The following is a 19,825-nucleotide window of genomic DNA, read 5'->3' as shown; positions in this document are numbered from 1 at the left end:
TGGTTTTGATATTGGTACCGATCGTGATCCATATAAAAACTTTGTATATACCTCATTTCAAGAATTAGCTACCAATATTTCGCACAAGCGTGTTGGGCAAATGGCCAAGAAGAAAGGAAATGCCTTATTAGGTAAAATGTGTACGATCATTGCCGGTGATGAAATGAGACACCATTTGGCGTATAGAGAATTTGTGAAGACTATTTTAGGTGAAGATCCATCTGGTATGATGATTGCCTTTGCTGATATGATGAAGAAGAAGATTGTAATGCCAGCGCACTTTTTGCGTGAGTCTGGTGGTACAATAGGTTCTGCTTTTGAGAACTTCTCTAACTGTGCGCAACGTTTAGGTGTGTATACTGCACAAGATTATGTTGATATTTTAAGTAAGCTAAATGCATATTGGGAGCTAGACTCTGTTCGTTCTTTGAACGAAGAAGCAGAGAAAGCTCGTGACTACTTAATTAAGTTGCCTGCAAGATTGGAAAGAATTGCAGAGCGTATGAAATTTCCGGAAGATCAATATCACTTTAAGTGGGTAGAGGCAAACGGAGCATTGTAAAATAAAAAATCCCGATCAGAAATGATCGGGATTTTTTTGCTTTGAACGGTAGATTATAGTTTACCGTGCTTGTGCTCGTCTTGCCACTTAACAAGTTCTTCCCACTTGCCTTCATAACACATTTTAGCTTGTAGCGGCCAAGATGCAGGATCGTGAATCTTGTATCGAGTTCCACCTGTATCCAATATTTTTTGACAGGCTTCTAAGCTAGCCTCAGAAAGTTCTTTCCAGGTTTTAATACCGTGGTCTTTGAACATACCTTCAATTTTTGGACCAATACCTTCTACAAGTTTTAAATCGTCTTGCTTAATGGTTTTTCCAAATGCAGCCTTAGCAGCAGAGCCGTCAAAAGCAAAAGCGCTACTTGTAGCGGCACCGGCAGCAAAAGAGGCTGCAGATGCACCTAAATTAGTGCTTGGGGCACTTGGCGCAGCAGGGGCAGGTGTTACAACCTTGCTTGCAGCTATTACTCTTTGGTTACAAGCTTCTAAATCAGCTTTCAGTTTGCTGTTGCTTGCTTTAAGATTGTTTAAATCTGACAATTCGCCTTTAAGCTTCGTATTACTAGCAGTAAGACTATTGATTTCAGCAGAGTTGTCAATTACCTTGGCAGAACGGCTACCAAGTAGATAACCTAAAATACCGCAGATAAGACCTACTAATAATGGAATTATCCAGCACCAAATGTTCATATTTTCAAAATTCATGATTTTACTTATTTATAGGATTAGTGTATGTTTTATTTTAATGTAATAACTGTTCGTCTATTTTTTACTCTGCCTTCTTCAGTGGCATTACTAGCAATTGGTTGCGTTTGTCCTTTAGACGAAGCAATTATTTTGTCTGCAGCTATTCCGTTTTGCATTAAGTAATTTTTTGCGAATTCTGCTCTATCTTGACCTAGTCTCATATTAGTGCTTGCTTGACCAGTTGCATCTGTATGACCAACAACGCTTGCCGTAGCATCAGAAACTTTATCTAAATATCTAGAAATATCGGCAACTTTTTGTCTCTGAGCGGCATCTAAGTGAATTGATGCTTCTGCAGTGTTGAAATATAGAATTAACGGATCAGCATTAATTTTTTCATACAAGACCTTAAGATCATCGTCTGCAGTGGCAGATTTTTCTACCAGTCCAAATGAAGCTGCACCCCAATAGGTGTTTTCTTTAGGCACCATTTCGTCCATGAGTTTTCCTTGCGTATTAATTTGTGCAGTAGAGAAACCTCTAGAAGCCAAATCATTTTTAATGGAATTTGCTCTTGCAAGTCCTAAATTAGGAAATGCCGTATTGTTCTCTTCTTCACTTGTATAGTATCCTGTTACGTTAATAACATTATTGCTATTTGCGTCTAAGTGACTCTTAAGACCAGATACTCCTTTAGTCAATTCAGCACTTAAAGGCATTAAAATCTCTTGTGAAGAAATGTTAAAATTGTAGTTGTCATTGGTATTGTAGGCAAATCCGTTTCCGTTAATTGCGAATGGATACGATGTTGCCGAGGGCTCTTTTGCGATTACCTTTTCAGTAGTGGGCTCTGTACTTGTAACCGCCGCAGCACACTCGCTGCAATAGGTAATAAATAAGTAAGTACCGACTACAATGATAATCAACATCAAAAATAAATACTTGATTGTTCTTGTCATTGTACGTAATGTTTAGTGTTTAGCGCACAATTTATTAAAAAAAACTTAAAAGTGTTAAAAGATTATCACCTAATTACCTTAGGATCAATCATTATGTGAAATCCATATATGTAAAAAATTAAGCGAACTATACAATCTAAGAGTTAGACGATAAAAAAAGTGTAAGGGGCGACAACTATTAATTGCATTTTTGCGTATGTATTGAAACGGTATACATCTCCCCACAAAGATTGGGCATTGGTGGTATAATTTCAAGTTTTGAGTTAGTTGGTTGAAAAATCCTGTCTATATATGTCGACAGGATTTTTTTATGCTTAAAAGTGAAGTGTTCTACAATCCAACTATACAATATTTAGGTATCTCTGCACAGAAATTATTGAACCAAGTATAACATTTTACTAGTTTAATACAGAGTAAATTATACTATAAATTGAAGAAAAAAATAAAAGGTATTATAAATTTCCTTTGCATGTTTGTCGTTCTGGGCATACAAGCTTTACTTCATGGTAGTTGGTCAAGTGAGCCATCCAATTCAAAAGCCGCCTAGCAATGCTATAAACATGCAAAGGAATATATGAGATTATTATAAATCAAATTTTATACCCTGTGCCAAAGGTAGTTCAGTGGTATAGTTGATAGTGTTGGTTTGTCTTCTCATGTATACTTTCCACGCATCAGAACCACTTTCGCGACCACCGCCAGTTTCTTTCTCACCACCAAAAGCTCCACCAATTTCAGCACCAGAAGTACCTATGTTTACATTGGCAATACCACAATCACTACCCCAAGCAGAAAGAAAACGTTCGGCTTCACGTAGATTGTTGGTCATTATAGCAGAAGATAATCCTTGTACTACGCCATTTTGAATAGCAATGGCATTTTCAACGTCACCAGTGTATTTTAAGAGGTAGAGTACAGGTGCAAAGGTCTCATGTTGTACAATTTCAAAATGATTTTCAGCTTCTGCAATGGCAGGTTTAACATAACAGCCACTTTCGTAACCTTCACCTTCTAACACACCGCCTTCAACAATTAATTTGCCACCTTCTTTAACTACTTTTTCTAAAGCCTTGTTATACTGTGCAACCGCATCTGTATCAATTAATGGACCAACATGATTGTTTTCATCTAACGGGTTACCAATTCTTAATTGCTGATATGCCGCAACAACAGCATCTTTTACTTTATCATACATAGATTCATGAATAATCAATCTTCTAGTAGAGGTACAGCGTTGGCCTGCAGTACCTACGGCACCAAATACAGCACCTATTACGGTCATTTTTAAGTCGGCATCTGGTGTAACTATAATTGCATTGTTTCCGCCAAGTTCAAGCAAAGATTTTCCAAGTCTGGCAGCAACTGCCTGTGCAACTATTTTCCCCATTCTAATTGATCCGGTAGCGGATACTAACGGTACTCTCTTGTCTTGGGTCATTAATTCACCGATCTTATAATCGCCATTAATTAAGCAAGAAATACCTTCAGGTAGATTATTAGCTTTCATAACTGATGCAGCTATGTTTTGGCAAGCTACACCACATAGAGGAGTTTTTTCTGATGGTTTCCAAACGCAAACATCCCCACAGATCCAAGCTAAAGCTGTGTTCCACGCCCAAACGGCAACAGGAAAATTAAATGCAGAAATAATGCCTACAACACCTAATGAATGATATTGCTCGTACATTCTATGACCAGGTCTTTCAGAATGCATTGTTAATCCGTGTAATTGTCGGGAAAGACCTACTGCAAAATCACAGATATCTATCATTTCTTGAACCTCGCCCAAACCTTCTTGATAGCTTTTTCCCATTTCATAAGAAACAAGTTTACCAAGCGGTTCTTTTAATTCTCTTAATTTGTCGCCAAACTGTCTAACAACTTCTCCACGTTGTGGTGCAGGTTTTGTTCTCCATTCTTTAAAAGCTGTCGTTGCAGAAGACATTACTTTTTCATAGTCAGCTTCTGTTGTGGTTTTGACCTTTGCGATTAATGAACCATCTACAGGTGAGTATGATGAGATAACCTCTCCAGATGAAAATTGGTTAGCCCCAGTTGAAGTGCCTTCGTTGATATCTTTAATTCCTAATGCTTTTAGGGCATCATGTATTCCGAAATCTGCTGCTATTTTTGACATTTTATAACTTTTTGAGTAATTAATGTTAGATATATTACAAAAATACAAAGAATTTTATCCTTGTGTAGAAGAAATTGTGGCTAATAGAACTTTGTGATAGACCACAAAATGATTCCTATTAATGCAGGTATACTTTGTACTATAAATATTTTTTTGCTTACGGTTAGTGAACCATAAGCCCCAGCAATAGCAACGCAGCCTAAAAAGAAGAGTGCAACATTTGCAGACCATTGTATATCGGTTATGAAAAAAGACCAGATCAACCCGACAGCTAAAAAACCATTATAAAGCCCTTGGTTTGCTGCCATTGATTTGGTAGGTTCAAATAAGTCTTTTGGAAAATTTTGAAAAACCTTTCTACCTGTTGTTGTCCATGCAAACATTTCAAACCAAAGAATATAAATATGGATCAGTGCTACTAGAGCGGTAATTATTTTTGCTATTAAGATCATTCTTCTTTAGATATAAAACGTTCGTCTACCGGCATAACCGTACCACAGTTATCACAAGTTCTTAATTCTTTTGAGTCGTAAAAATACTTAAAGTGAGATAAGAAATCTTTTTCTATATCGTGAAGGGTAAAATAGGCTTCATATAATTTGTGATTACAATTATCACAAAACCATAAAAGTCCGTCGTCCACGTTCATATGGTCACGTTTACGCTCTATGACCAGACCTATAGATCCTTCTTTACGAACAGGGGAATGTGGCACTTTAGCAGGATGCAAATACATATCTCCAGGTCCTAATTGCATAGTGCGCTTTTTACCGTCTTCTTGAATGTGGACTTCTATGTTCCCTTCAAGTTGATAGAACAGTTCCTCGGTTTCGTTGTAGTGGTAATCTTTTCTCGCATTTGGTCCGGCAACAATCATGACGATATAATCGCCGGCATCCTTGTATAAATTTTTGTTCCCAACAGGAGGCTTAAGTAAAGCCCTGTTTTCATCGACCCATTTATTAAGGTTAAATGGTGCTTGTATACTCATTTCTGTGAATTTAAGTGAAAGTTAAAGAAATGGTTTTTTTTCACCTAAAAGGTAAGCATAAAAAAAGCCTTTGTTTTCAAAAGGCTTTACAAAAAATGTCTTATTAGTTTTATTGTTTTTCAAATATTTGGGTGAAGTAGTAGTTGCCATTGCTATTCTCAACAATACTAATGGCTGAATAGTTAAAATCACCCTCAATATTTTTTCTATGCCCTTCACTATCCAACCAGGCATCAAAAGCTTCCTCAATTGTATCATAATTTCTTGCTACATTTTCGGCAACTAATACTGCGTTTGTTCTTTTGGAAATACTTGATGCGCGTTTGGTGAACATATCATGACTGGTAATTCCTTTAGATATCATATAGTTGGTGTGCTGGGTCGCATAATAATATGCAATACTTTCAAATTCAAATGGATTTAAACCTATACTTAATCTATAATTATTAATAATTTCAAAAAGATCAGCTTCCATTTTGCTATGCATTTTTGAAGAAGCTAATGTAAGTTCTAAAAGCGAGTCTTCTGAAGAATCTTCATATCCTATAAAGTTCTCGTATTTAGAACAGGATGTTAAAATGGTAAAGATTAAAACTAAATAAATGAAGGTGGTTTTCATATTGGGGGACTGATTTTATGTGTGCCAAAAGTAGTACCGTTTACAATCGTGAGATGAAAAACATCCACACAGGGGTTAAAATACTCGTTAAGTTGCAGGTAATGAGAATATTGAGGCTCATCGATAAAATGCGTGATTAATTTCATCGTAGAAATATGCATTTAGTGTGATTTTTCCTACTTTATCCAAATAGGAAAGCCAATCAACCCGTTTAAGTGAAGCTATAGCCTAATTAATCCCTAATACATTAATAATGAAGTGATTTACTGCTTGTAAAAAAGTTGTGTAAAATAGTAATTGCCGAGGTTATCTCTCTTTACACTGATACCGGTGTGGGTAAAATCTCCTTCCATTGTTTTCTTATGGCTGCTACTAATGTACCATCCATCAAAAGCTTCTAAGGCAGTTTGGTAATCTTTAGCTACGTTCTCGGCAACAATTTCAACACTAATTTCAGAATCAATGTTAGTTGCTCTTGAGCTAAAGTTGTCGTGGCTGATACTCCCTTTAGAAATCATGTAATCTGTATGAAGATTAGCATACTTATAGGCTACATCACTAAAAATTAATGCATTGGTGTTTAGACTTAATCTATGTTCATTAACAATGTCTAATAGGTCCTGCTCTATAGTTAAAACATTTTCAGCTTCAAGTACAGGCGTTTCGTCAATAGAATCGCTAGTGCAAGAACCAAGAAAAAGTAATAAAAAGACAGGGACAGCATAAAGCAATCTCATTTTCATATAAGTGTCTTTTAATTAAATAGCCTCTCGGCGTAGCGAAGTAGGTAAAAAAGTTAAGAGTGTTCTAAGCTCTCGTGTTCGATTTGGGTTATCGATAGAGTAATATTATAGAAAAAATAACTATAGGAAGGTAACAGAAATACTTATTCGATAAAGTGTTCAAAAAGTAAGATTAGCAGACAATTGCATTTAGATGATTATTGGCTCGTCTGATACCTTCTTTGAAGGGGCTTCATTTACAAGTACAGTGTCAAATATTAATGCTCCAATATCTTTAATTGGTTGATATAAAATAGATTTCTCTTTAGTCTCTTCCGTAATTAAATTGAAGGTGTTGTCTATGCGGTCAAAGAATATAAAAGCAGCACCTAACAATATGGCAACTTTCAAAGCACCGAAAATACCACCGGCAATTTTATTTAAAGTACCAAGCATAGCAAAGTTGGCAACTTTTGTTAAAAGCTTTCCGGCCAAATTGACAATGATGATGATAAGCACCAGTGTAATTATAAAGGCAATGATACTCATGTTGCGTTCATTCCAATGTAAGTGCTCAGATAAATATTCTCCCGTGATATAAGAAAAGTGGATAGCTCCGAAAATACCTGCAACAAGTGCAACTATAGAGGCGATTTCCATGAAAAGTCCGTTTTTATATCCCTTCCATAGACCCCATATTAAAGGTAATCCAAGTAAAATATCTAAAAGTCCCATTCGTAAAGTGTTTTAACAAATATAGAACTTTGATTTGTACCTTTGCAAGGTCTGTATCATACTACAGTTGAAGCAAATTATATGGCTAGGGATATACAATTAAAAGAACGATGGGATTTATTGGTAGAAAAGCTTTCGACAAAGTTTTCTGACGGAGATCCTTTAGAGTTAGATGCAATTATTTATTTGGTAGGCATTCAAGAATTAGGACAATACCATAGAAAATATAAAAAAGACGATAAGTTAGATTTAATGCATATAGCTATTTGTCGTCTTTTGGAGCCGTATGGGTTCTATGAGTTCAGTTTTTTTGATGAAGATGGCTGGCCTCATTACAATGTACTTGAAGAATTACCCTCTTTAAAGGCCGGGGAGCAAGCGGTTTTAATGAAAGAGGCGATTGTGACGTATTTTATAGAAAAAGACTTTATACAATAAACCATGAAGAAACCCTATTACGCTGTTATTTTTACATCTACTAGAACGACAGGCGATAATGGATATGGTAAAATGGCTGATTTCATGGAGCAATTGGCCAAAAAACAACCTGGCTTTATAGGTATAGAAAGTGCCAGAGAAGAAATTGGAATTACCGTAAGTTATTGGGAAAGCTTAGATGCAATTCATGAGTGGAAACAGCAGGCAGACCATTTATTAGCTCAGAAAAAAGGTATAGCAGATTGGTACAATTCTTATACTGTTCGCATTTGTTTAGTAGAACGAGAATATAGTTTTAACAGAAGCACATAATTCTTCACATCGCTTCTATATTCGCTGCTTTGCATTAATTTTTATTTCCGTTATATTTAAAGAAATAACTTAAAGTACATGTCAAGGCAATTTATAGTATCATTAGACCAGGGAACTACAAGCTCTAGGGCTTTATTAGTAGACCATGATGGTACCATTCAAGGAATGGTTCAAAAAGAATTCAAACAGATTTTTCCTAAATCAGGTTGGGTAGAACATGACCCTAAAGAAATCTTATCCTCTCAGATGGCTGTTTTAAAAGAGCTTCTAGAGAAGGAGTGCGTAAAACCAAACGAGATAGTTGGTATAGGTATTACTAATCAAAGGGAAACAACGGTAGTTTGGGATAAAAATACAGGAGAGCCTATTTATAACGCTATTGTTTGGCAAGACAAACGTACGGCGGATATCTGTGAGCATCTGAAGAAAATAGGACTCACGGAGCACGTAAAGAAAACTACGGGGTTGGTTATTGACTCCTATTTTTCGGGCACTAAGGTAAAATGGATATTAGATAATGTTGATGGCGCAAAAGAGAAAGCCAAGGCAGGTAATTTGCTTATGGGTACTATTGATACTTGGCTGGTCTGGAATATGACAAAAGACCATAATCACGTAACCGATTATACCAATGCATCGCGTACCATGATTTACGATATTGTAAATCTGAAATGGGACAGTAAACTGTTAGAGGTTCTAGGTATACCTAAAACAATGTTACCAGACGTAAAACCATCTTCTGCAGATTTTGGAGATTATAATTTAAATGGTGTTAAAATACCTATTGCTGGTATTGCGGGTGACCAGCAAGCAGCTTTGTTCGGTCAAGCTTGTTTTAAGAAAGGTTCGGCAAAGAATACGTACGGTACGGGCTGCTTTATGTTAATGAATACGGGTGAAAAACCTCAGTTTTCTAAAAACGGACTTTTAACAACAATAGCCTATGGTTTAGACGGTAAGGTCAATTATGCTTTGGAGGGAAGTATTTTCATAGCAGGAGCAGCTATACAATGGTTGCGAGATGGTCTAGAACTTATTAAAGATGCCAATGAAACGGAAGAGTTGGCAAATTCTATTGAAGGAGAGAATCCAGTATATGTAGTACCGGCTTTCGCAGGTCTTGGAGCGCCATATTGGGATATGTATGCTAGAGGAGCCGTTTTCGGTTTAACAAGAGATACTGGGAAAGCACATTTGGCAAAGGCAACTTTAGAAGCATTGGCATATCAAACCAAAGATATATTAAAGGCCATGGAAGATGATTCTGGTATTCAACTCAAGAATTTAAGAGTAGATGGCGGTGCATGTGCAAACAATCATTTAATGCAGTTTCAGGCAGATATTTTAGATTCTGAAGTTCACCGACCAGAAATTATTGAATCAACAGCAATGGGCGCAGCATTTCTTGCAGGAATTCAAGTTGGTTTTTGGAAGCAATCAGACATTGATCAAAATCGACCGATGAATCAAATTTTTAAACCAACTTTTGATCGAGTGAAAAGAAAACGTTTATATAAAAAATGGCAAAAAGCTGTAGAACGAACAAAAGGTTGGGAAGAAGAAGAGTAGCATAAATATCAATTTTACAATTTATTAATTTTATAGAGCTTAGAATAGCATAACACTAGTTCTATCTTTGCCTATATATGTTAGGTTTTGGATTAATTGAGACCTAAACAATCGTTTCAAATAAAATAGACATCTACTGATGAAGAATATAAAATTTACCAATTTAGAACGTCAAAAAACAATAGATAGTTTAGCATCTGAAGATTTTGATTTGGTGGTTATAGGAGGAGGAATTACCGGTGGCGGTATTGCATTAGATGCTGCATCGCGTGGTTTAAAAGTAGCGGTGTTAGAAAAAGGAGATTTTGCTTCTGGTACCAGTAGTAAATCAACGAAACTAATACATGGCGGATTGCGATATTTAAAGCAGTTCGATTTTTGGTTGGTGAAAGAAGTAGGTTCAGAACGTGCTATCGTCCATAAATTGGCACCACACTTGGTTTTACCTGAAAAGATGTTGTTGCCATTAATAGAAAATGGATCTTACGGTAAGTGGTTAACATCTATTGGTCTTAAGGTGTATGATATTCTAGCGCAGGTTACGGGTGATGATAAGCGAAAGATGCTGGAGAAAAAGGAAGCTTTGAAATTAGAACCTTTATTGCCTAAAAAGATTTTGAACGGCGCAGGGTATTATGCAGAGTACAGAACAGATGATGCTCGTTTGACCATTGAAAACATAAAGACCAGTCTTTTGTTCGGTGCTCAAGCATTGAATTATGCCAAGGTGAATGAGTTTGTATATGAAAACGGTAAAGTAGCCGGTGTTAAAGCAATAGATGCGGTTACGGGAAAAGAATTCACCATTAAATCTAAATACGTAATAAGTGCAGCCGGTCCGTGGGTAGATGAGTTAAGAAGTCTTAACAATTCTAAAAAAGGAAAGCAGCTTCATTTAACAAAAGGTGTTCACTTGGTTTTCCCTTATGAAAAATTACCGGTTAAGCAATCTTGTTATTTTGATATACCAGATGGTAGAATGATGTTTGCTATTCCAAGAGGCAAAATTACCTATGTAGGTACTACGGATACCAACTATAATGATAATAAAAACAAAGTAAGAACAGATCTTGCAGATGCTATTTATTTAATTTCAGCGGTTAATAATATGTTCCCAGATATTAATCTTGAATTGGAAGACATTGTTTCTTCTTGGGCAGGTTTACGTCCGCTAATTCATGAAGAAGGTAAATCTGCTTCAGAGCTATCTAGAAAAGATGAGATTTTTGTGTCAGACTCAGGCTTGATCAGTATTGCGGGTGGTAAGCTTACAGGCTATAGAAAGATGGCTGAAAGAGTAGTAGATCGCATTGCCAAGAAAATGGAAGAGGAACATGATACTGTATTAAAAGAGTGTTTTACAGAGAAAATATTTCTGTGTGGTAATGTTGATTTCAAGAAATTTAAACATGTTAAAAAGTACATTGATGAGGTGTACGGTCTAATTAAGGAAGATGGTTTTACAAAGCACGATGCTTGGTTTTTGGTAACCAACTACGGTAAACAAACAGAAACAATTCTTGAAAATTACAAGGGTATAGTAGAAGCCGATAAATACGTACGTTTAGCCAAGGCAGAATTGGCATTTGGTATAGATTATGAAATGGTACAAACCCCTATGGATTTCTTTATTAGAAGAACCGGTAGGTTATATTTTGATATAGATAGCATAAGAACGCTTATGGAACCTTTGCTTGCTGAGTTTAAAACTAGGTTTAAGGTTACTGATGACGTAATTGAAGAATGGAGAACGACCTTGAATGCGGAATTGAAAGAGCATTCAGATTTTTCTTTAGAGAGACGTTAATCTAACTGATCAGTTAAATCAAGAAATACCTTTTTAGGATTCTTATTTTCATAGAGAACTTTATAAACAGCGTCAATAATTGGAGTTTTGACTTTTTTTGTAAAGTTCTCTTTTATTTTATAAGCACTTTTTGCGGCATAATATCCTTCGGCAATCATGCTCATTTCCATTTGTGCACTTTTTACGGTGTAGCCTTTTCCGATCATATTACCGAACATTCTATTACGGCTAAATATAGAATACCCGGTCACCAATAAATCTCCTAAATAAGCAGACTTGTTAATGTTGCGATCTAATTTATGTATACGTTTGGTATAACGCTTCATTTCACGAATAGCATTACTCATCAATACACTTTGAAAGTTGTCTCCGTAACCTAGACCATGTGCAATGCCCGCTGCAATAGCATAAATATTTTTCAGCATAGCGGCATATTCGGTACCAATGATATCTTTGCTAATACTGGTTTTGATATAGGCGCTAGCTAGGTTATTGGCTACTAGTTCTGCCTTTTCAGTATCTGCACAAGCAATTGTTAAGTATGATAGACGCTCCATGGCTACTTCTTCAGCATGGCATGGACCAGTAATAACACCAATATTTTCAAAAGGAATTTCATAGGTATTATGAAAATGCTCGCCAACTATCAATCCTGATTCTGGTACAATACCTTTTATGGCTGAAAAGATAATTTTATCCTTCAAAGAAGCCGTTAATTTTTCTAATTCTCCAACTAAAAAAGCAGAAGGTATCGCGAAAATTAAAACATCAGCATAATTGACTGCTTCGTTAATATCATTCGTCAAGAACAGTTCCTCTGATTTGAACTCTACCGAAGTAAGGTAATTTGGGTTGTGTTTTTGAGTTTTAATGTGCTCAATAGCATCGGTATTACGCATGTACCAACCTATCTCTTCTTGATTGTTAGTTAGCATTTTTACAATAGCCGTAGCCCAACTTCCTCCACCTAAAACCGCAAATTTCGCATTCTCGTTCATGGTGTAAATTTACCAAATATTTGCATGATCATCATATGATTAGAATCAGTCTTGTAAAAATTTTGGCATGGAGATTGTTTCTAGGTAGATAACCTATTAAATTAAATCTTATGAAAACACTAAAACTACTTACAGGATATTTCCTATTGGCAACTTTAATGGTTTCTTGTTATGCAGAAGTAATTATTGAAGATGATTTTATAGAAGAGTCGGCATTCAATACTGACCAAGTTTTACAAAGTTATGATTTATGGTATGTAGATATTAATGCTACCAGAGGTAATGGTGAAGTACCATTTCTACAAAGGGCATTTACGATTTCCTTTGATCGCGGAGTATTGTATGCAAATAATAATATTGTAGGTATTGGTAAAACAGGTGGCGGTTATGGTATTGATGTAGGAACTTATGGAACGTTAAGGGGTACCGTTGATATAAATCATGATATTGATGGCTCTTGGTTTTTAGAAGTTTATGCGGTAAACAATAATACTATAGAGCTGTATGATGCCAGTACAGATACCTCATACTACCTAAAAGGATACCAAATAAATAATTTTGATTATAACATGGTATTCTATGATAACATAAATTATTTCATTCAAGAATATGATGCTTGGGAGAAAATTTACACTAGTGAAACAGGTGCTCTAAATGATTTCGATTATGAAAATTATTTACAGTTTTTACCAAGATATTTTAGGTCTTCTTTAAATGCGCCAAACTCTAGTATTTCAAATTTACGATGGGATTTTGAAGGTGATTACCAAGTCTTTAATGTTCATGGGGATAATTCATTGAAAACCCTGACTTTGGATTATGATTTCTTTAGTAATGATTATTTTGAATTATATGTTATTAACGATAATACCATAGAATTATATCATCCAGAAAGTGGTACAATATATGAGTTTAGAGGTAGAGGATATCAAGAATATTTGAAGTCTGGAAAAGGTACAGAGAGTAAGAAAAGAATTAAAACTTCTAACCCTACAATGAATGTAGAGCGGAAGAAGGCAAAATAGTTTTTAGGTTGATTGTCTCAAGAGTGCCCTGTCAAAATATTTGTGGGGCACTTTTTTATGCGTCATCCTTAACATCTTCCATAATTATGGAATCTACTTCTCTAGACGTATCTGTGTGAAGAACAGAAATATCTCCCGTAGTTTCAAATACCACGGCTTTTACTTCAGAAAGCTGTAAAACATTTGCTTCACGTAATTTCCCCATTAAATCAGCTTGGCTTACTAAAGCTTTCTTTAAATTATTTTTTAAGATAGTGCCATTTTTCATTAACAAAATAGGGGTGTTGGTCATAACTTTCTGAGCAGCATTAGATGATGACAGTAATTTGGCGAACAATGCTTGTAGACCTGCAAGCAGCGCAATAGAAACCATAGCGGGCATTAAGCTAGATACCGGCTTGTTAACCGCATCTGCTAAAATTGATCCCATGGCAATAGTTACGGCAAAGTCAAAACTTGTCATTTTTGCAAAAGTTCTTTTACCGGTTACCCTGGTAATGAACATCATATATAAATAGATAAAAACTGCTGCAATACAAATTTGAAAAACAGTTTTTAAAGTAAGCGGGTCAAAAATTTCCATGGTTGAATTTTAGAGGTTGTACACTTCATTTAAGAGTTGAAAAAGTGTGTGTATTATGCTTAGCTAAAATTAACACGGTATGGTTTTAATTGTTTCCTTTATTGGTTATAATTCTATTGCAATTAATTAGTTTGAAGTCTTTTTTTAAATGCAGATGGATTTTCTCCCGTTACCTTCTTAAAAGTTCGGTTGAAGTAAGACAGACTTTCAAATCCGCATTCAAAACAGGTTTCGCTCACATTTTTTCCGTTCAGTAATAAACGTTGCGATTGGCTGATGCGATATTGATTTAAGAATTCAATAAAAGTACTACCTGTCGCTTTTTTAAAATAGCGACAAAAAGCAGGTTTGGTCAAGTTGCAGAATTTAGCAACTTCATTTACAGATATTTTACCCTGGTAACGTTCATCGATTAAGGCATAAATATCACGAATTCTACTTTGTTCCTTTTTACTGTACCTGTTCTTATAAGGTTTTTTATGTAGTAGTTCAAATTCATTGCTTTGAGAAAGTCTTTTAAGAATATTCATGATAGCCATAAAATATTCAAAAGGCTTTAGAGTGTGAAGTTCTTTTAATAATTCGCCCACCACTTTTTTAGTTTCTCCGTGAAAAGCAATTCCGTATCTGGATAGATCCAATAATCTATTTAAGTTTTTTAATTCAGGAATAGGGTCTACAAAAGTGTCTTTAAAAGTAGGTTTAATATGTAAAACCTCTTCACGATAGGTAGTCCTAACACCGTAGTCAAAATTTAGATGTGGTATGTTAGAGCCAATAAGAACCAAATCTGTTTCTTCATACTCAGAAATGTGGTCTCCTACATGTCTTGTGCCGTTGGCGCCTTCAATATATACCAGTTCATATTCCGGATGAAAATGCCAATAAAAAAGATGGCTCAGCTTGGGGTCGTGTAATAGCCTAAACGGACTTTTGGAAGCGGGGTCAATAGTTTCTAGTTCTACCTTCATAAGATTAAATGTAACAAAATTGCAGTTAAATTTAATGAGGCGTGCCTAAAAAATCAATATCGTTCAAATTATGGTCAATATCACGGTAGTTCAAATTGCTAACCCTCAGTAGTTTTAGAAAATACTTAAACCTTAAATTTTATACGATGCAACAGACAAACAACAAAGTTGAGCAGGGTAATAAAGCACATAGAGATATACCTGGTAATCCATCAACAGCAACGAGTAGTAAGAAAAAATTGAACGATAGATCTAATGGTAAACCACTTCGTGTACTCAGCGAGGAAGATTGGAAGTTTTGGTTAGAGAATGGTTATATAGTAATAAATAATGCGGTGTCTTTAGAGCAAGCAAAGGCAACTGCAGATTTTCTTTGGGAGTTTGACGAAAAGAGCCCTACCGATTCTTCAACCTGGTACGCTCCACCAAGGGCAGAAATGAAAATGAAAGAACTAACGGGAACGGGAATGGTTGAGGTTTATAACCATCAATATTTATGGAATAATAGACAGACCCAAAGAGTATATGATGCTTTTGTAGATGTTTGGGGAACAGAAAAGCTTTGGGTTACCATAGATCGGGCAAATTTAAATTTCCCTTTACCATCAGGAGTAGACAAGAAAGGATTTATACATTGGGATTATGATCCGAAAACCAAGCCGCAAAATGTCCAAGGAGTATTGGCATTGGCTGACCAAGATGATGAGAATATGGGAGGCTTTCAATGTATACCGTGGTTGTATCGCAATTATGATTCTTGGAAACTGACACAACCAGAAGACCGCGATCGTTTTCAACCTTCATTAGATGGTTTGGAAGATAAAATTGTAAAAGTGAAAATGAAGGCTGGTGATCTGTTAATTTTTAACAGTACGGAACCGCATGGCATTAGACCAAATAAGTCTAAGGATAAAGTTAGAATTGCACAATACATTTCAATGATGCCTGCCGAGCCAGAAAATGAAGAAATGCGTAATTGGAGAGTTAATTCTTGGAAGAACAAAATTGCACCAGAAGGATATGCTTTTCCGGGTGATCCACGTAAATGGGAGCAAACCAAATATGATACTGCTAAATTATCACCTTTAGGAGAGAAATTATTGGGATTAAAAGCCTGGTAGACAGATAATATGGTAATATTATGTTAGTTAGTGGCGAGGCCGGTAAATATGACTTATTTTTGCGCCCTTAAATTCATCGAGCATGCAGAAGTACCTCAATATTTTCGATTTCAATCAGAAAGTAGATTATAAAAATGAAATTTTAGCGGGATTAACGGTTGCAATGACAATGATTCCAGAATCGTTGATGTTTGCCATACTTGCAGGGTTTTCTCCATTGGTAGGTTTGTACGGTGCATTTATTATGGGCTTGGTGACCGCAATTTTCGGTGGAAGACCTGGTTTAATTTCTGGTGGAGCAGGAGCTACCGTAGTGGTGTTAATGGCATTAATGAACTCTCACGGTTTAGAATATGTTTTTGCGGCAGTTGCCTTGGCAGGAGTTTTTCAATTGATTGTAGGTTTTTTAAAATTAGGAAAGTTCATTCGTTTGGTTCCACAGCCGGTAATGTTCGGGTTTGTGAACGGTTTGGCCATTATCATATTTATGGCGCAAATGGATCAATTTAAAGTAGGTGTGGGTGATGCTGCGGTTTGGCTAACAGGTGCAACATTGTATACCATGGTAGGTTTGGTGTTGTTTACTATTGCAATAATTGTTTTTGTTCCTAAACTTACCAAAGCGGTACCCGCTTCGTTAATAGGAATCATTGTTGTGTTTCTAGTAGTATATTTTTTAGATATTGAGACCAAACAAGTAGTAGATATTATAAATCAAGATACGTTACCGGGAGAGGAATTAAAATCGCTTAGTGGGTCTTTGCCATCTTTCCACATACCAACTATTCCCTTTACGTTAGAAGCCTTTAAAATTATTTTGCCATACGGATTAATAATGGCAGCTGTAGGTCTTACAGAAGGTTTATTGACCTTGAACTTGGTAGATGAGATTACCAATACTAAGGGTAATAGTAATAGAGAGTGTTTGGCACAAGGTGGGGCAAATATATTGAACGGTTTCTTTGGTGGTATGGGTGGTTGCCCAATGATTGCACAGACTTTGGTCAACCTATCAGCTGGTTCTAGAGCACGCTTATCAGGTATCATTGCTGCTTTGACCATATTGGTGATTATATTGTTTGGGTCACCGGTAATAGAATTGGTACCCATAGCTGCTTTGGTAGGTGTTATGGTTATGGTTTCTGTAGGTACGTTTGAGTGGGCAAGTTTCAAAGCTTTGAGAAGAATGCCTAGGTCAGATATTTTTGTAATGATATTAGTTACTTTAATTACCGTAGTTCTCCATAATTTGGCATTAGCGGTACTGATAGGGGTAATTATATCTGCATTGGTGTTTGCTTGGGAAAGTGCCAAAAGAATTAGAGCTAGAAAGTATGTAGATGAAAACGGAGTAAAGCATTATGAAATATATGGACCTTTATTCTTTGGTTCTACTACGCTTTTCAACGAAAAATTTGATGTTCAAGATGATCCAAGCGAAGTTATTATCGACTTTAAAGAAAGTCGCGTTTCAGATATGAGCGGTATAGAAGCTTTGAATAAGATTACCGAACGTTATGCCCAAGTGGGTAAAAAAGTTCATTTACGTCATTTGAGTAATGATTGTATACGTTTATTGGCAGCTGCAGATGATATTATAGACGTAAACGTAATGGAAGACCCCACGTATAAGGTAATGGTAGACAAGCCCCTTTCCAAATCAAAAGTAGATGAACCAGAAACTAAAAACCCTTTTAAATTGTGGGGCTTATAAAACTCAAGATTAGGAGTTAAAATAATAGATAGCATAGAATGCACCTATAACAATGGTTATGGAAAGGATGTAAATCCCTACCTCTTGTATACTATCTTTTTTAGCTTGGGCTATTATTCTGTCACGCACCATTTTGCGTTCAAAATCGGTAAGTTCTTTGAAGTGTAGCTTGGTTTCTTTTGTATAATCTAAATAATCTTTGCGCAGCTCTTTAAAGCTTCTACTTTTTTTAAGTAAGGCCCTGTTCGCTTTTATTACTTTCATTGGTTGTCCTCCGTATCCCATCGTTCTGTCTTTCTTATATGTAGTAAATTATAAGGTTTTGTTACATAGAATTGAATTATTCTTATTTTTTGAACAATTCTTTTATACATTTATTGATTGTAATGTAAGATTGATTTTCCTTTTACAAAGGAGAATTTTAATAGATTAGAGTATTAGAAATATGAAGAGTAAAGTCAGTTTGCTTATCGCAATTATTGGGTTCATTATTTTAAACAGTTGTAAGGTGAAAGAGTCAAAAAATGAGGAAGTTCTTTTTGTAGGTACCTATACCGATAATGGTAGCGAAGGTATTTATAGATTCCATCTTAATTTAGGTACCGGTGAGTTGACAAACCAAACTTTGGCAGCCAAAATTAAAAGTCCATCATATATCGCATTTTCTCCAGATAAAAATTCTTTATATGCAGTTAGCGAGGTCAATGATTATAAGAAGGATGATGGTTCAATTACCACATTCAGGGTAAAAGATACCTCTTTTGTTTATGTGGAAGAGCAATCTACACATGGTGCACACCCATGCTTTGTTGGTGTAAGTAATGATGGCAAGCTAGTGGCTGCAGCAAACTATACCGGAGGTAATGTAGCGGTTTATAATGCTTTAGAAAATGGAAATCTAAAACCTTCTCCACAGATTATAGACCATAAAGTTTTAGATACGACGAGAAAAGCCCATGCGCACATGTCCTCATTTTTAAATGGAGAATTAATTGTGTCTGATTTAGGGCTTGACCGTATAAAAAAGTACACCTTATCTAATGGAAAATTTGTTCCTAGCAATCAGAAAGAATTAGTGGTTGCGGAAGGTGCAGGACCTAGGCATTTTGTAAGCTCTAATGATGAAGAATTTCTTTACGTCATCAATGAATTGAATTCTACGATAACAATGTTTCAAAAAGAAGAGGGCAAGTATTATGGAAAGAAAACCTATGCTACGGTAGCATCAGATTTTGAAGGAGAAAGTTTCTGCGCAGATCTTCACTTATCGCCAGATGGCAAATTTCTTTACGGCACAAATAGAGGGGAGAATACTGTAGTTGTATTTAAGGTCGATGAAACTAACGGAAACTTAGAATTAGTAGGTAGGGAGTCTGTAAAGGGCAATTGGCCAAGAAACTTTACTATTGACCCTACGGGTAAATATGTACTGGTAGCAAATCAACGTAGCAACAATATTGTTGTTTTTAATAGAAATGCAGAAAATGGCACTCTAAGTTTTGTAAGCCAGGTTGATTTGCCTAGTCCAGTATGTTTAAAATTCTATTAATTAGATTTAATAATCTGTAATAAATCATTTTTAGGTACTACACCAGATTGTCTCCAAACCTGTTTACCGTCTTTAAAAAGAATCATAGTAGGTACACCTCTAACTTGATATTGAGAAGCTAGGGTTTGATTTTTATCTACGTCTATTTTAACAACTTTGATAGCGTCACCCAAATCTCCTTTTACATCTTTTAAAATAGGAGCTAGTGTTTTGCATGGTCCGCACCAGTCAGCAAAAAAGTCAACTAAAACCGGAGTGTCCCCTTTTATGATATCAGAAAATGATGATTTCATATCTTTTGTTTTATAAATTAATATTTTCTTT

General features: G+C 35.7%; 22 protein-coding genes. 9 read left to right on the top strand and 13 right to left on the bottom strand.

Annotation, left to right across the window (positions count from 1 at the left end):
- On the top strand, positions 1–562 hold a 562-nt coding region (locus tag ABJI11_RS04660), incomplete at its 5' end, for an acyl-ACP desaturase (protein ID WP_348349875.1).
- 53 nt (positions 563–615) lie between these two features.
- Here ABJI11_RS04660 and ABJI11_RS04655 read toward each other — a convergent pair.
- The 8 genes from ABJI11_RS04655 to ABJI11_RS04620 all read right to left on the bottom strand — a co-directional run bounded on the left by ABJI11_RS04655 (position 616) and on the right by ABJI11_RS04620 (position 7,414).
- A complete protein-coding gene (locus tag ABJI11_RS04655) occupies positions 616–1,269 on the bottom strand; it encodes a hypothetical protein (protein WP_348349873.1) in 654 nt (217 codons plus the stop codon).
- 32 nt (positions 1,270–1,301) lie between these two features.
- Positions 1,302–2,210, bottom strand: coding sequence for an OmpA family protein (locus ABJI11_RS04650; RefSeq protein WP_348349871.1), 909 nt, complete (start codon positions 2,208–2,210; stop codon positions 1,302–1,304).
- Between the two features lie 583 nt (positions 2,211–2,793).
- Positions 2,794–4,347: an aldehyde dehydrogenase family protein gene (locus tag ABJI11_RS04645; protein WP_348349869.1), complete on the bottom strand. Its 1,554-nt coding sequence runs from the start codon at positions 4,345–4,347 to the stop codon at positions 2,794–2,796.
- 80 nt (positions 4,348–4,427) lie between these two features.
- A complete protein-coding gene (locus ABJI11_RS04640; protein ID WP_348349867.1) occupies positions 4,428–4,799 on the bottom strand; it encodes a DUF1304 domain-containing protein in 372 nt (123 codons plus the stop codon).
- Positions 4,796–5,338: a 3-hydroxyanthranilate 3,4-dioxygenase gene (locus ABJI11_RS04635; RefSeq protein ID WP_348349865.1), complete on the bottom strand. Its 543-nt coding sequence runs from the start codon at positions 5,336–5,338 to the stop codon at positions 4,796–4,798. The genes ABJI11_RS04640 and ABJI11_RS04635 overlap by 4 nt, the downstream gene beginning before the upstream one ends.
- Positions 5,339–5,447: 109 nt before the next feature.
- Positions 5,448–5,957 carry a CAP domain-containing protein gene (locus tag ABJI11_RS04630; protein ID WP_348349863.1) on the bottom strand — a complete coding sequence of 170 codons (510 nt, stop codon included), beginning with the start codon at positions 5,955–5,957 and terminating at the stop codon, positions 5,448–5,450.
- Between the two features lie 263 nt (positions 5,958–6,220).
- Positions 6,221–6,700, bottom strand: a complete 480-nt coding sequence (locus tag ABJI11_RS04625) for a CAP domain-containing protein (protein WP_348349861.1) — start codon at positions 6,698–6,700, stop codon at positions 6,221–6,223.
- Between the two features lie 189 nt (positions 6,701–6,889).
- Positions 6,890–7,414 carry a CvpA family protein gene (locus ABJI11_RS04620; protein WP_348349859.1) on the bottom strand — a complete coding sequence of 175 codons (525 nt, stop codon included), beginning with the start codon at positions 7,412–7,414 and terminating at the stop codon, positions 6,890–6,892.
- A gap of 81 nt (positions 7,415–7,495) precedes the next feature.
- Here ABJI11_RS04620 and ABJI11_RS04615 point away from each other — a divergent pair, with 81 nt between their 5' ends.
- The 4 genes from ABJI11_RS04615 to ABJI11_RS04600 all read left to right on the top strand — a co-directional run bounded on the left by ABJI11_RS04615 (position 7,496) and on the right by ABJI11_RS04600 (position 11,540).
- Positions 7,496–7,852 carry a hypothetical protein gene (locus ABJI11_RS04615; RefSeq protein WP_348349857.1) on the top strand — a complete coding sequence of 119 codons (357 nt, stop codon included), beginning with the start codon at positions 7,496–7,498 and terminating at the stop codon, positions 7,850–7,852.
- 3 nt (positions 7,853–7,855) lie between these two features.
- Positions 7,856–8,164: an antibiotic biosynthesis monooxygenase gene (locus tag ABJI11_RS04610; RefSeq protein ID WP_348349855.1), complete on the top strand. Its 309-nt coding sequence runs from the start codon at positions 7,856–7,858 to the stop codon at positions 8,162–8,164.
- 78 nt (positions 8,165–8,242) lie between these two features.
- The gene (gene glpK, locus ABJI11_RS04605; protein ID WP_348349853.1) at positions 8,243–9,733 is read left to right on the top strand and encodes a glycerol kinase GlpK; all 1,491 of its coding nucleotides are present in this window, start codon (positions 8,243–8,245) and stop codon (positions 9,731–9,733) included.
- Between the two features lie 139 nt (positions 9,734–9,872).
- Complete coding sequence (locus tag ABJI11_RS04600) at positions 9,873–11,540, top strand: glycerol-3-phosphate dehydrogenase/oxidase (protein ID WP_348349851.1); 1,668 nt, start codon at positions 9,873–9,875, stop codon at positions 11,538–11,540.
- Here the strand turns inward: ABJI11_RS04600 and ABJI11_RS04595 are convergent.
- Positions 11,537–12,538: an NAD(P)H-dependent glycerol-3-phosphate dehydrogenase gene (locus tag ABJI11_RS04595; RefSeq protein ID WP_348349849.1), complete on the bottom strand. Its 1,002-nt coding sequence runs from the start codon at positions 12,536–12,538 to the stop codon at positions 11,537–11,539. The two genes, ABJI11_RS04600 and ABJI11_RS04595, sit on opposite strands and share 4 nt — an antisense overlap.
- 110 nt (positions 12,539–12,648) lie before the next feature.
- Here ABJI11_RS04595 and ABJI11_RS04590 point away from each other — a divergent pair, with 110 nt between their 5' ends.
- On the top strand, positions 12,649–13,563 hold the full coding sequence (locus tag ABJI11_RS04590; protein ID WP_348349847.1) for a nicotinic acid mononucleotide adenyltransferase: 915 nt from the start codon (positions 12,649–12,651) through the stop codon (positions 13,561–13,563).
- A 55-nt stretch (positions 13,564–13,618) separates the two neighbouring features.
- Here ABJI11_RS04590 and ABJI11_RS04585 read toward each other — a convergent pair whose 3' ends face one another.
- Positions 13,619–14,146 carry a YetF domain-containing protein gene (locus tag ABJI11_RS04585; RefSeq protein WP_348349845.1) on the bottom strand — a complete coding sequence of 176 codons (528 nt, stop codon included), beginning with the start codon at positions 14,144–14,146 and terminating at the stop codon, positions 13,619–13,621.
- Between the two features lie 122 nt (positions 14,147–14,268).
- The gene (locus ABJI11_RS04580) at positions 14,269–15,117 is read right to left on the bottom strand and encodes an AraC family transcriptional regulator (protein WP_348349843.1); all 849 of its coding nucleotides are present in this window, start codon (positions 15,115–15,117) and stop codon (positions 14,269–14,271) included.
- A 146-nt stretch (positions 15,118–15,263) separates the two neighbouring features.
- Between ABJI11_RS04580 and ABJI11_RS04575 the strand changes: the two genes are divergently transcribed.
- Positions 15,264–16,238 (top strand): phytanoyl-CoA dioxygenase family protein, encoded by a 975-nt coding sequence (locus ABJI11_RS04575; protein ID WP_348349841.1) that lies wholly within the window; start codon positions 15,264–15,266, stop codon positions 16,236–16,238.
- 82 nt (positions 16,239–16,320) lie between these two features.
- Complete coding sequence (locus tag ABJI11_RS04570) at positions 16,321–17,952, top strand: SulP family inorganic anion transporter (protein ID WP_348349839.1); 1,632 nt, start codon at positions 16,321–16,323, stop codon at positions 17,950–17,952.
- A 9-nt stretch (positions 17,953–17,961) separates the two neighbouring features.
- On the opposite strand, the gene ABJI11_RS04565 is transcribed toward ABJI11_RS04570, so the two are convergent.
- Positions 17,962–18,237, bottom strand: a complete 276-nt coding sequence (locus ABJI11_RS04565; RefSeq protein WP_276493380.1) for a hypothetical protein — start codon at positions 18,235–18,237, stop codon at positions 17,962–17,964.
- A gap of 223 nt (positions 18,238–18,460) precedes the next feature.
- On the opposite strand from ABJI11_RS04565, the gene ABJI11_RS04560 reads away from it, so the two are divergent.
- Positions 18,461–19,501, top strand: coding sequence for a lactonase family protein (locus ABJI11_RS04560; RefSeq protein WP_348349837.1), 1,041 nt, complete (start codon positions 18,461–18,463; stop codon positions 19,499–19,501).
- Here the strand turns inward: ABJI11_RS04560 and trxA are convergent.
- Positions 19,498–19,794: a thioredoxin gene (trxA, locus tag ABJI11_RS04555; RefSeq protein ID WP_276493382.1), complete on the bottom strand. Its 297-nt coding sequence runs from the start codon at positions 19,792–19,794 to the stop codon at positions 19,498–19,500. The two genes, ABJI11_RS04560 and trxA, sit on opposite strands and share 4 nt — an antisense overlap.
- Between the last annotated feature and the right edge of the window lie 31 nt (positions 19,795–19,825).

This window comes from Maribacter sp., assembly GCF_039968975.1.
GTDB lineage: Bacteria > Bacteroidota > Bacteroidia > Flavobacteriales > Flavobacteriaceae > Maribacter.
This window is presented reverse-complemented; position numbering and strand designations above follow the sequence as displayed.